Origin of the sequence: Mycobacteroides sp. PCS013 (assembly GCF_049532645.1) — a bacterium.
Classification (GTDB): domain Bacteria; phylum Actinomycetota; class Actinomycetes; order Mycobacteriales; family Mycobacteriaceae; genus Mycobacterium; species Mycobacterium gwanakae.
Genome location: NZ_CP150131.1, coordinates 4296863 through 4309018, shown reverse-complemented (window position 1 = coordinate 4309018; position 12156 = coordinate 4296863). Strand labels below are relative to the sequence as shown.

Genomic DNA, 12156 nt, shown 5'->3' with positions numbered 1-12156 from the left:
CTCAAAGCCGATTCACTAGTACTGAGCTGTTTCAATTAGAAAATTATAGGTTGCTGGAATCGATATTCGGCCCCATTGACGCCCCGCGCTTGGGTGTGAACTGCGCTTATTACGCCCTCGGTCTAGAAAAATCTCTTTAGTGCGCTAACGGCTTGGGCTCCGAAAATCGCCGGACCACTGTGGCGCAAGTCACTAGCAACGACGCCCCCGTCGCGCCTCCGGCGTTGGGATCACCCAACCGGACGGTCGGACAGTGCCGAGAGGACTCTGCGTGCACGCGCCGCCATCTCATCGGCCGACCGCTCGGGGTGGTGCCACCACCACTGCACCAAGGCCGAAACCATGTTCTCCCAGACCAGAGTCGCGGCCGACAGGTCATCCTCGTCACTCAGGCCCAAGGCACCGAGCGCCTCCGTCACCGCCGCTGCGGCCTGTTCACGCAGTACGGTTCGCTGGCGCCTAGCCGCATCCCGGGCTCGTCCGCTGGGCACTGTTCTGTCGTAGAGAACTGGCCAGTCGCTGCGCCGGTCCTCCAAGGTGGCGAAGATCGCCGTCAACACTGATTCAGCGACCTCCTTACCCGCGGACGATCCGGACAGCGCACCGCCGATTGCCGCGGCCAGCCGCTCCCCGGCCCTTTCGACGCAAGCGACGTAGAGATCTTCTTTGGACCCGAAATAGGCCAACACGAGGGCTTTCGATACCCCGGCACGGGCAGCGATCCCGTTCATGCTCGACGCCACGAAGGTCGATTCGCCGAACTCGTCCGCGGCGGCAGTCAAGATCCACTGCTCCCGCTCCTGCCGGGGCATTCCCTTGCTGCCGGACCGGACGGGTTGCACGCGTATGACGGTAGCGGAGTGCCCTCACACGTTCGTCAATCCAACAAAAGTCGGCCTGCGTAGCGGCGTCGAGAGTCAGCAACCGGAGCAGAAGTTGTGAGCTGGCCCCCCTTGAACACCTGGATCCCGCGACCAGGCGCCACGTGGGCAGCATGCTTGCACGCGCGGCCACCACTAGCGGTGCGCGCCAGATCCTAGTCACCACTTACGAAGAGCCCCTCGCCCGCCGTCTAGCGCTTCGGTACCCGGATAACACGCGCGTGATCTACGTGCGTCCTGGAGACGCGGACGCCACTTAGCGATCCCCGTCCGCAGAACCGTCGTTAAAAGTACATGGCGCCGCAGCCGACACTGTGTGACCGCGCGGGCGATCCGTACGCCAGCCCGCCTCGGCATTCTTGCCAAACCCCGCTGTACTTAGGCCACGACCAGAGCTTTGCACGAACTGGACAGCACAGGTCGGTGCGACGTCTTGTCAATCTGAATGACCTCGAACAGAAAGGAAGAACGATGGCCAAGGGACATCACCGCAGCGCAGCCACCGGCCGCTACGTCAAGGCGTCTACCGCGGCGCGCAACCCCAAAACCACGGTGACCGAACGTGGCGCCAACCACAGCAATGGCACCCATCACCGAAGCGCCATCACCGGCAGATACGCGATCGCTGAAGTTCTTGGCGTTGGGGCAGAGCAGCTCACCGTAGATCGTGGCACCTCTCCGGAGCGACAAGATTTTTCAGCGATAGTCAACTCGCCGAGTTTTGAAGGTTTGGTGAACCGGTGGGCCAGACTGCAAGGTATCTCACGGTCCCTGGCATCTTCTGCTCTTCGATCACGCCTGCTGGCGACGGTGCATCGCGGGGATCGACCGAACGACGAGCAGATGCTGAGATCGCTGGACTCTTTGATCGCCGCACTAGAGCAGGAACAGAACCCTCGGCATGAATCTTGACCGGGCAACAGATCTGGGTATCAGCGCCCTGGACTTATCGTTGCAGAGCAAGTTCGCAACAGATCCTGTGGCGGTCATTCGCGACGGGCTCGGCCTGAAGATTCGGGCTGTTGATCATCTGACTGCGCATCGTGAAGACGGCGGAGCTTGCCACGGTCTGTCGTTTCTTCAGGACGGTGTGATTCTTTATGCACCAACACAATCGAGTAAGCGTGAGAATTTCACCCTCGCTCACGAGTTGGCGCATTGGCTCATCGAGCAAAACGACGAGCTCTACGACTGGCTCGCCGATCAGAATGAGCCGCAGCACCTGCTGGAGACGCTATGCGACAGGATCGCTCAGCGCCTGCTGCTGCCGGAAACATTGGTGGATTCCGTCCTCGTCGGGCCTGTGCGTGCGCATCATGTGCTTGATCTGTATGGGCGCAGCGAAGCCAGTCGCCCGGTGTGCGCCATTGCGATAGCCAAGCGGTTGCCGTGCTGCGGCTCCGTACTACTCATTGACCGGGCAAGCGGTGAGATCCTTCACGCGAGCGTGCAGCCTGATGTGCAAGAGGGCTGGCCAACGGTGTTTCCCTGGCCAGGAAACACCGTGCCTGCTGGGCACCCGCTGTTGAACATGCGCCGTGGCGACGCCCTAACACGACGCACCTACTGGCAAGCCCCCTGAGGGAACCGCCGCCAGTACTACGCTGATGCGGTTTGCGACGGCAGGCGAGTTGTTGCTGTTCTGGCGGACGTAGACCTATGGAATGCCGAGAAGCTCCATGCTGACGAACCGGGCGACTTCGATCGTCGGCCGTCCTCGCAAGGTCACCTGCTGCGGCCGCACCGTGACGGTTCGAGGCTACCCATGCGAGGAATGCCACCGACATCGCTGCCCGCATTGCGCGCGATGCGACTGTGATCGACGAGCTGACCGCGAGGCGGTCTGCACGGGCTGCTTCCTGCGATTCCAGCGCCACCTTCTGGTCAACGGGACCTGTGAAGACTGTCGCACGTAAGCCTTCCGCTGAAAGTCCGAGTACTGCTGACATATCGCGGGTTTCGGTCCAGCCTCACCCAGCATTTCTGTATCCAGGGCTGGTCCGGGGTAGCCAAATGGGGCGGTGTGTCCATGCAAACCATCATCGATATCGTGGCTCCCCTCCCCGAAGCCAAATGGGTGGTCTTTTACTCCCTAGGCCCGGGTGCCGACGGCGGTATTTACTATGTGGCACACCCTATTAAGCAGATGAGCCATCATCTGAGCATGCTGGCCTACGATATGAACGGCGAACCGGTCAGCTACGGGCACGGAGCTCCCTTGCGCTTGCGCAACGAATTGCAGCATGGCTTCCGCCACGTGAAATGGCTGCGCGGCATCGAGTTCGTTGCCCACTACCGTGAGCTGGGCAGCGGCTATGGCGGCTGCAACGAGGACAACGAATTTTTCGGCCGCCACCAAACCATCTGACGGCCACCGTGCACCGCAGCGCTGCGGTCTGCCAGTTCGGAAAGAATCTGCGCAGCAACTCATGTTTAGCGCGCGACCGGACCGCAAGCGACACACCGAGCGCCGGGGGGCTTAGGCGTTGCCCGGCCAGAGCACGGTGAACTGCAGATGTTCGGCGGATTCTCCCGCGGCCTCGGTGAAGTGCTCGAACGCCGACACCACATGGTTGCGCTGGGCCGGGTCGATCGCTCGCAGGGCCTGCTCAATGGCCTCGCGGCGCCGGTCGGTGATGGCCTGCACAATCTCAGTGCCGCGATCGGTCAGGCTTAACGTCGAGTTACGTCGATCCGCCGGGGACTCCTGGCGGTCCAGCAGTCCAGCACGCACCAGGCGGTCACAGGCCCGACTGGCATTGGACGGATTGACCTTGAGCCCGGCGGCGATCGCCGCGATATTCAGGGGGCCTTGCGTTGAAATCATGATTAACACCCGAAGCTGCGGCAGCGTGACGTGATCATCGACCTCAGCCACCGATGCCGCGGCAATACCGACCAACGCGCGACAGGCCTCCATCACGACATCGATTTGCGCTTCGGACACCCGCCGAGTGCCGGTGCTGCTTCGCACTGAACTCATGACCGCCATCATTGTCGCTTAACTGTTATAGCGCAACCATTGCGTACAAGCAACGTCGGCATCGTATTGCTTGCATAAGCGCAATTATTGCGATAATGCACCAGGTTGATGTGGTGATGTGTGTCGCTGCCAGAGCGGCGCGGCGGGTTCCGTTGTTGTCTGGAGATCCTCGATCACCGTGACCCGGCGCTGGGTCATGAGGTGAACGAGCATGAAATACACGGTACGAGAGGGGATCACGGGCGTGGCGGCGCCTGTGGCGTTGATGGTCTGTGTGCTGGGGATAGGTCCGGGCGCATCGGCGATTTCGAGTGTGAACCTGGCTTTCGGACCGATGTCCGGCGACGGGGCAACCGCATCGCTGCAAGGGCGTCTTGGGGCGGTGCCCGCCGATAACTCCGGTAACGACAATCCCGACTCCGACGTCAGCGGACCCTACGATCGTGACTCGAACAATGTCATGCCGCCACCGCCTAGTAGCGGTACCGGCATGGAATGCGAGGACGTGGGAGCCAAGTGCATTCACGACCAAAGTGGCACAGCCTTGACCTTGGACAACGACGAGGTATAACGGGCCTCGGGGCGTGATGAGGCCGCGGCCTTTGCTAACGCGCGGGCGCCAGGCGCGCTGGAGGTGATCGCTACCGCGCAAGTGCCGCTAGCGCAGAGCGCCTCGTCTGTTGCCGCCGAAGATCAGAGGGGCCCGACTGGGTTCCACCCTTGCGGCGGCGCAAGTCGCGGCGCGCACCTTGTGTCCGGCCCATTCGGCTCGCCATCGTGCGCTAACGCTGCTCAAATATATTGTCAGACAGGAAAATCCACCGAGCCGACCACCGTGTCGAACTGAACTGTGGCGCGCCTAATCCTTGACCGTCGGCCTCGTCGTCGTATATTTGTGTGCGTAGACGCAATTATTGCGTTAGTTCGCGCACTGGGTTGCTAGGAGGCCGATACCGTTGGGCAACAACGAATACGTCAGGGCAGTGGCAGTCGATGTGCGTCGCCGCCGAGTGCGTATGGTCCGTACACATGCGCACTCCCGTCGGTGTGACAACGCCAGCCACTGCGCCAAACGCTCGCACCAGACTTCCTCAGCGAGGCCAGCTGTAGGGCACGGTATCGGCGCAGTAGTCTTTACCTGCGCATTCATGGGGGTTATACATCTGGCGTCCCTCGGTGTCCCGACAGTCTGGCATCCGCTCGCGCAGTGCGAATCGGTCAACGTCTACGGTAATTGCCAATCCGATAGCAGCGCATCTGAAGGTGCAGACCCGTGCGTGCTCATCAATGCTGTGGGCGCGTGTGAAAACCAGTATCAAGTCGAGCATCCAGCGCACACGATGGTGAAGTAGCGACCGTCGCGCAATCCCTCGTTATCGCAGCAGCGCTATGCCAGCGGGGGCATCGCAGGTCGGGTGGGCGCCGATGGACTGTCCAGCAAGAGCGTTTGCCGCAAGCGGCTCGCCGGTGAAGTGTGCTTGTCACGCGCAGAAAGATTTGGACCTGCACTGTGGCGCAATGGGTGCGGCATCCGGCACGTCTTCTACTTACCCACGTCGTGGAGGTGCCGGTGTGAGCAATCACGCACACCGCAATAGTTGCGCTAACGCATAGTTCTGTTTGAGGATGGATTCATGAATTCGATGCCCACTGATGTGGCGTGGCCGGGATCTGAGCGGCGAGATTGGCCGACATCGGTTTCTGGTAAGCGTTCCGCTTTGCCGGGTGTGGTCGTGGCCGCTGCGGATGCGCGCACGGCGGTGCCGCAGTGGCGAGGGCTGATGACCTCGTCCATTAGATGTCCGCAGTCGATGATTTTTGGACCGGCACGGTCTGTGTCGACGGCTGTAGATCAACAGCGGTTGCAGAACAGGCCGATTAAGAGTATTGCTGTTAGGGTCGCCAGTTCGGCGGTACATCGGAGCGTCGATGTTCGGTGAGAGTAACTGAACGACAAGATATTCGACACTTATATCCTGCCCCGTTCCTCGTCCGCATAGATCTTTCTACGCGGTGAAATTCAGCTCCGAACATCGCCGTTTGCATCGTGTGACAAAGCCGTGACGCGCCCGGATCTCGCAGACTTCCGATCTCCAGCTCCAAAAATGAAGTGGTGGTGTGAAAGTCATGAACAAGAAAGTCGTCGTCATCGGCCATGGAATGGTCGGCCACCGATTTGTCCAGGTGCTCCGCGAGCGTGACGCCACCGATCAGTGGCAGGTCACCGTCCTCGGCGAGGAAGCAGACGCCGCGTACGACCGCGTGGCACTGTCCTCGTACATCGAGAGCTGGGACCGGGACTCGCTGGCGCTCACCGGAAACAGCTATACCGATGACCCCATGGTGACTCTTCATCTCGGCGACCGGGTGGTCGGCATCGACCGGGCGGGGCAGACGGTCACCACCGAGGCGGGCACCGTGCTGGAGTATGACGCGCTCGTGATGGCCACCGGCTCATACCCATTTGTGCCCCCGGTGCCCGGTGGCGACGCCGAAGGCTGCTTCGTCTACCGCACCATGGATGATCTGGATGCCATCAAGGCGACCGCTGACAAGTCGCCCGGTGCTGCGGGTGTCGTCATCGGCGGTGGGCTGCTCGGTTTGGAAGCCGCGAATGCGTTGCGCCTCATGGGGTTGGCCCCGCATGTGGTGGAGCTCAATCCCCGTCTCATGCATCTGCAGGTCGACGAGGGTGGTGGTGCGCTGCTCACGAGGCTGGTGACCGAGCTCGGGTTGACGGTGCACACCAGCGTCTCCACGAAGTCCATTGAGACGGCGCCCGACGGGACGCTCTCTGTGCAGCTGTCCGACGGATCCTCGATCGATGCGTCGGTATTGGTTTTTTCCGCGGGTATCCGGCCGCGCGACGAGCTGGCGCGGGAGTGTGGGCTGGAGTTGGCTGAACGCGGAGGTATCTTCACCGATGCCGGTTGCCAGACAAGCGATCTGCACATCTATGCGATCGGTGAAGTAGCCGCCATCGAGGGCCGCTGCTATGGGCTCGTAGCGCCCGGGTACACGACCGCCGAGATTGTCGCGGACCGGCTACTCGGCGGCACCTCCGAGTTTCCGGGCGCCGATCTGTCCACCAAGCTCAAGTTGCTCGGGGTGGATGTCGCCAGCTTCGGCGATGCCCACGGTACCTCCGACGGTGCCCTGGAGGTCGTCTTCAATGACGCCACCAAGGGCACCTACGCCAAGCTTGTGGTCTCCGACGATGCGCGAACCCTGTTGGGCGGCATCCTCGTCGGAGATGCCAGCGCCTACGGCACCCTGCGGCCCATGCTGGGCCGGGAACTGCCGGCAGACCCGGCCGCACTGATCGCGCCCTCAGGTGCGGAGATCGGCGTCGGCGCACTGCCTGATGACGCGCAGATCTGCTCGTGCAACGCGGTCACCAAGGGTGCGATCTGCAGTGCCATCTGTGAGGGCGCCACCGATGTGCCCGCTCTCAAGGCGGCCACCTGCGCCGGAACATCCTGCGGTAGCTGCATTCCCATGCTCAAGCAGATCCTGGCCGCTCAGGGTGTCGAGCAGTCCAAGGCGCTGTGCGAGCATTTCACGCAGTCGCGTGCCGAGCTGTTCCAAGTGGTGCAGGTGACCGGCATCCGGACATTCTCGGAGCTGATTGCCAAGCACGGCACCGGAACCGGCTGCGACATCTGCAAGCCCACCGTCGCATCCATCCTGGCCTCGACGTCGAGCGATCACATCCTGGAAGGGGAGCAGGCCGCGCTGCAAGACACCAATGACCACTTCCTGGCCAATATGCAGAAGAACGGCACCTATTCAGTGGTGCCGCGGCTCCCAGGTGGGGAAGTGACACCGGAGAAGCTCATCGTCATCGGCGAAGTAGCCAAGGAATTCGGGCTGTACACCAAGATCACCGGTGGTCAGCGCATCGATCTGTTCGGTGCCCGGGTCGAACAGCTCCCGCTGATCTGGAAGCGACTCATCGACGCCGGCATGGAATCCGGGCAGGCCTACGGCAAGTCCCTGCGCACCGTGAAGAGTTGCGTGGGTTCGACGTGGTGCCGGTACGGGGTTCAGGATTCGGTGGGCATGGCCGTCGAACTCGAATTGCGTTATCGCGGGCTGCGTTCCCCGCACAAGCTCAAGATGGGCGTGTCCGGATGTGCCCGCGAATGCGCCGAGGCCCGGGGCAAGGACGTCGGTGTCATTGCCACCGAGAACGGCTGGAACCTGTATGTGGGTGGCAATGGTGGCGCCACTCCTGTGCACGCCAAACTGCTCGCCGGCGACCTGGATTCCGAGACGCTCATCAAGTACATCGACCGATACCTGATGTTCTACATCCGCACCGCGGACCGGCTGCAGCGCACGGCGCCGTGGCAGGAAGCGATCGAGGGCGGCCTGGATCACATCCGGGCCGTGGTATGCGAGGACTCGCTTGGTATCGCCGATGAGCTGGAAGCCGCCATGGCCCGTCACGTTGAGGGCTACTCCGACGAATGGGCGGCCGTCCTGGCCGACGAGGACAAGCTGCGCCGATTCGTGTCGTTCGTGAATGCGCCCGAAGAGCTCGACTCCACCATCGCATTCGACGACAGCGGTCCGCGCAAGGTGCCGGTGCTGCTCGGCACCCCGGGATTGCGGGCACCGTCGTAACGTCCCGGCCCTGCGACTAGAAGCACTTCACAGTCTTGGCAACGGCGCCGAGACGATCGAGAACGTCCGGCGCCACAACTAGTGGTTGCCTGAACAGGAAAAGTCAACGGACACATACGTGGCCGACAAATGATGAAGGGAGGCACCCGTGCCGGTGTCACAGGAGAATCGCTGTAGCAGCGTGAGGCGGTACCAGTACGTGTGGTCGACGGTGTGTGCGGTGGACTCGCTCACCCCGGGCCGGGGTGCTGCGGTGCTCCTTCCGGATGATGTGCAGGCCGCACTGTTTCTGCTGTCCAATGGAGAGCTGTACGCGGTCGGTAACATCGATCCATACGGTCATGCCGCCGTCATGTCGCGCGGTTTGACCGGTGACCGTGGCGGTGAGCCGACGGTGGCTTCGCCGCTGCTTAAGCAGGTCTTCTCGCTAATAGACGGGCGTTGCCTCGATGATGCGTCGCGCCGGTTGCCAGTCTTCGAGGTGCGGGTGAGCAATGGAAATGTCGAAATCGGAATGCTCAGGAGCCGACACCGGAACGCGGTTGCCGCGTAACGAACAAGAGCGTCGGCTCGACGGATTCACCATCGGTGTCACTGCTGCGCGCCGGTCGGAGGAACTGATCGCGCTCCTGGAACGCCGGGGTGCTGCAGTGGTGTACGCCGCGGCCATCCGGATCATCCCGCTCGCGGATGACGCCGAGTTGCGTGAGGCCACCGAGCTCGTCATCGCAGACCCGCCCGACGTCACGGTGGCCACCACCGGAATCGGATTCCGTGGCTGGATCGAAGCCGCTGACGAATGGGGTGTGGCGCAAAGTCTCAAGTCGGCGTTGGAGTCCGGGCGTTTGGTCGCCCGCGGGCCCAAAGCCACTGGGGCGATTCGCCAAGCGGGTCTGCGTGAAGAGTGGTCACCCGCGTCCGAGTCGTCAGCGGAGGTGCTGGATAGGCTCCTGGAAGAGGGCGTCGAGGGCCGGCGTATCGCCGTGCAGCTTCATGGTGCTGCCACCGAGTGGGAGCCCATCGCCGATCTCTGTGAAGCGCTGACAATCGCTGGCGCGCAGGTGATTCGGGTGCCGGTATACCGCTGGGAACCACCGGAGGACCAGCGGCCGATGGACCGCATGATCTCCATGGCCATCAATGCCGAGCTGGACGGGATCAGTTTCACAAGCGCCCCCGCGGTGGCATCAATGCTTGGTCGCGCCAAGGCAACAGGACGATTGGATGAGCTGCTGTCCGCGCTGCGGGGCAGGGTGGCGCCGCTGTGTGTCGGCCCGGTGACCGCGGCGCCGCTGGAAGTGTTGGGTGTGCAGACAACGCAACCCGAACGCGCGCGGCTGGGTGCGTTGGCCCGGCACGTTGCTGATGAATTGCCTAGGCGTGCACCGCGTTTCCACGCCGGTGGGCATGTTGTGAGTGTACGCAGCTGCGGGATTGCCGTCGATGGTGAGACACGGCAGATCTCTCCGGCGGGAATGGCGTTGATGAAACGGCTGATGGTGCGTCCCGGTCAGGTGGTGTCGCGCGAAGATCTGTTGGGTGTCCTGCCCGGAGGCGGAGACGACACCCATGCGGTGGAGACGGCAATGACGCGCCTGCGGTCTGCGCTCGGCGCGCCGAAAGTGATTCAAACAGTGGTCAAGCGCGGTTACCGGCTGGCGATCGATCCGACCACGATTGGGGAATGCCATGGCTGAGCACGTACTGGTGGCCCATGGCACCCGTTCGGCAGCCGGTGTTGAGAACATCGCCGCGCTTGCCGAGGCGGTATCGCGGCGTGTCGGTTCGGTGCGCACCGCCTTCGTCGATGTGCTGGGTCCTACCCCGTCGGAAGTGTTATCCACCATTGACGGACCCGCGGTATTGCTTCCGGCCTTCTTGGCCTCGGGATACCATGTGCACCAGGATATTCCGCAGCATGTCGAGCTCAGTGGACATCCCAACGTCGCGGTGACCCAAACATTGGGGCCCGATCCGGTGCTGGCCAGCGTAATGGCCGAGCGGCTGCGCGAGGCCGGGTGGCGTCATGGCGATGCGGTGGTGCTCGCGGCGGCAGGGTCTTCCGATCCCCGGGCTCGCCATGAGGTGCACACCGCGGCGAACATGCTGGCGCATCACACCGGCCCCGTCAGGGTGGGCTATGTCGCCACAGGCGAACCGCGGGTGCCCGACATGGTCGCAGCAGCGCGTGCGACCGGTCGGCGCGTTTTCATCGCGTCATATCTATTGGCGCAAGGTCTGTTTCAGCAGCGCCTGGCAGAGTGCGGTGCCGACGGCGTGGCGCAACCGCTGGGCGCACACCCCGCTATTGCGGATCTCATAGCACGCTTGATAACTGGGCGGCAAAGTCGGTAGCCGTGCGCCGATCAACCGTAGCGGACGTAACCCGGATACCATGGCGGGGACGGTAAGGGTCTGCGGCGAATAGTTGACTTGATTGCACGGCCCACCGAGCTTGAGCTAGGTGGGCGACGATCCTGTCGACGTCGTCAGCCCCTGGTAGATCGATCCATAAATTCAGACCATCCGGCGCCCCGAAAGCAGCGATGCCTTGTGCAGCAAGAGCATTAGAGAGAACAACGATGCGCTCAGCATACAATTTCCGCGCACGAGAGAGCGTCTTCAGCGTCGGGCGGTCTGTGAGTAGGTAGGCGGCTGCCTCCTGCTGTAGGTGACTGACCCATGTCTTGCCTCCGCGCAGCCTCGCCGTTAAAAGCTGGGCGGTCTGGGTGTTACTGGCCACGACGGCAAGCCGCAGATCCGGCCCCAGAAATTTGGCAACGGACCTGACTAATGCCCAGTGATTGGTTGAGGCCGGGGTGACTCGAAAATATGGCGCTGACGATACGGCAGAAAAGTAGTCATCCTCGATCACCAGTACTTCCGGGTGGTTGGCCAGCACTGAACGCAATTCTTTGGCGCGTTCGGCACTGACGCTAACTCCGGTGGGGTTGTGCGCTCGGGGCGTGATGATCACCGCGCGCGCGCCGTCGCTATTGATGGCTTGGTGCAGACCTGCTGGGGTCATCCCGTACTCGTCGAGCGGAACCGGTGCACGCCGGTAGCCGTTGAGGCGAATTGTTCCGATGCTGGCCAGGAAACAAGGGTCCTCGACCGCTACCGCGTCTCCACGAGTAAGGCTGCTGTTGAGCACGCGTTCCACTGCATCCACGGCGCCGTGCGTGACAGCGATAGCGGAACCGTCGCCGACATCGCTAGCAAATATTGATTCCGCCACTGCCATCAAATTTTCGGTGATTGCCGAGGCTCCGTATAGAGGTGCCCGGTAAGGCATTTCAGAGATCGCCTGCTGCAGATCTGGCAACAGATCGGGGTCCGGGTTACCGCTGGCTAGGTCAATGAGACCGGGTTCATGAAGATGTTCAGCATCCAGTTCAGGTACCGAAGCAATGGCCGTGCCCAGCCGGCCGCGGGCTTGTGCTACCCCTGCTGTCACCAGCTGTTGATATGCGGCGGCAACCGTGTTGCGATTAACCCCCAGCTCGCTGGCCAGCGCACGTATCGGCGGCAAAACATGCCCGGGGGCGAAATCCCCGCGCAGCACCAAATCCCGAATGCTGCTCGCGATCGCACTAGCGGTCGTCCCGGAGATCGATGTCACGGCCCAAGCCTATCCACAAAGAGCTGTGACCCTACTCATCT

General features: G+C 62.4%; 10 protein-coding genes and 1 pseudogene. 8 read left to right on the top strand and 3 right to left on the bottom strand.

Annotated features, from left to right (window positions below; translation table 11 throughout):
• Positions 1-230: 230 nt before the first annotated feature.
• Positions 231-812: a TetR/AcrR family transcriptional regulator gene (locus RHO23_RS21440; protein ID WP_030098156.1), complete on the bottom strand. Its 582-nt coding sequence runs from the start codon at positions 810-812 to the stop codon at positions 231-233.
• Between the two features lie 540 nt (positions 813-1352).
• Between RHO23_RS21440 and RHO23_RS21435 the strand changes: the two genes are divergently transcribed.
• The 3 genes and pseudogenes from RHO23_RS21435 to RHO23_RS21425 all read left to right on the top strand — a co-directional run.
• A complete protein-coding gene (locus RHO23_RS21435; protein ID WP_064407497.1) occupies positions 1353-1793 on the top strand; it encodes a hypothetical protein in 441 nt (146 codons plus the stop codon).
• A gap of 67 nt (positions 1794-1860) precedes the next feature.
• Complete coding sequence (locus tag RHO23_RS21430) at positions 1861-2463, top strand: ImmA/IrrE family metallo-endopeptidase (protein ID WP_423488303.1); 603 nt, start codon at positions 1861-1863, stop codon at positions 2461-2463.
• A 390-nt stretch (positions 2464-2853) separates the two neighbouring features.
• Positions 2854-3249: pseudogene (locus tag RHO23_RS21425) on the top strand (molybdopterin-dependent oxidoreductase); the annotation flags it as partial.
• Positions 3250-3360: 111 nt separating this feature from the next.
• Here RHO23_RS21425 and RHO23_RS21420 read toward each other — a convergent pair.
• Complete coding sequence (locus tag RHO23_RS21420) at positions 3361-3876, bottom strand: MarR family winged helix-turn-helix transcriptional regulator (protein ID WP_081346322.1); 516 nt, start codon at positions 3874-3876, stop codon at positions 3361-3363.
• 199 nt (positions 3877-4075) lie between these two features.
• Between RHO23_RS21420 and RHO23_RS21415 the strand changes: the two genes are divergently transcribed.
• The 5 genes from RHO23_RS21415 to RHO23_RS21395 all read left to right on the top strand — a co-directional run bounded on the left by RHO23_RS21415 (position 4076) and on the right by RHO23_RS21395 (position 10848).
• Positions 4076-4435: a hypothetical protein gene (locus RHO23_RS21415; RefSeq protein WP_064407493.1), complete on the top strand. Its 360-nt coding sequence runs from the start codon at positions 4076-4078 to the stop codon at positions 4433-4435.
• A gap of 1556 nt (positions 4436-5991) precedes the next feature.
• Entirely contained in the window at positions 5992-8493 is a 2502-nt protein-coding gene (nirB, locus tag RHO23_RS21410; protein ID WP_423488302.1) for a nitrite reductase large subunit NirB, read from the top strand.
• A gap of 199 nt (positions 8494-8692) precedes the next feature.
• Positions 8693-9046, top strand: coding sequence for a nitrite reductase small subunit NirD (gene nirD / locus RHO23_RS21405; RefSeq protein WP_030096951.1), 354 nt, complete (start codon positions 8693-8695; stop codon positions 9044-9046).
• Positions 9036-10190, top strand: a complete 1155-nt coding sequence (locus RHO23_RS21400; RefSeq protein WP_415384577.1) for a uroporphyrinogen-III synthase — start codon at positions 9036-9038, stop codon at positions 10188-10190. The genes nirD and RHO23_RS21400 overlap by 11 nt, the downstream gene beginning before the upstream one ends.
• Positions 10183-10848, top strand: coding sequence for a sirohydrochlorin chelatase (locus RHO23_RS21395; protein ID WP_070915867.1), 666 nt, complete (start codon positions 10183-10185; stop codon positions 10846-10848). Before RHO23_RS21400 ends, RHO23_RS21395 begins: the two co-directional genes overlap by 8 nt.
• On the opposite strand, the gene RHO23_RS21390 is transcribed toward RHO23_RS21395, so the two are convergent.
• Positions 10811-12115 carry an aminotransferase class I/II-fold pyridoxal phosphate-dependent enzyme gene (locus tag RHO23_RS21390; RefSeq protein ID WP_064407489.1) on the bottom strand — a complete coding sequence of 435 codons (1305 nt, stop codon included), beginning with the start codon at positions 12113-12115 and terminating at the stop codon, positions 10811-10813. The two genes, RHO23_RS21395 and RHO23_RS21390, sit on opposite strands and share 38 nt — an antisense overlap.
• Between the last annotated feature and the right edge of the window lie 41 nt (positions 12116-12156).

Coding starts and splice junctions, on each gene's coding strand:
- RHO23_RS21420 (WP_081346322.1), bottom strand. CDS start 3,876: ATGATGGCGGTCATGAGTTCAGTGCGAAGCAGCACCGGCACTCGGCGG.
- RHO23_RS21440 (WP_030098156.1), bottom strand. CDS start 812: ATGCCCCGGCAGGAGCGGGAGCAGTGGATCTTGACTGCCGCCGCGGAC.
- RHO23_RS21395 (WP_070915867.1), top strand. CDS start 10,183: ATGGCTGAGCACGTACTGGTGGCCCATGGCACCCGTTCGGCAGCCGGT.
- nirB (WP_423488302.1), top strand. CDS start 5,992: ATGAACAAGAAAGTCGTCGTCATCGGCCATGGAATGGTCGGCCACCGA.
- RHO23_RS21435 (WP_064407497.1), top strand. CDS start 1,353: ATGGCCAAGGGACATCACCGCAGCGCAGCCACCGGCCGCTACGTCAAG.
- RHO23_RS21415 (WP_064407493.1), top strand. CDS start 4,076: ATGAAATACACGGTACGAGAGGGGATCACGGGCGTGGCGGCGCCTGTG.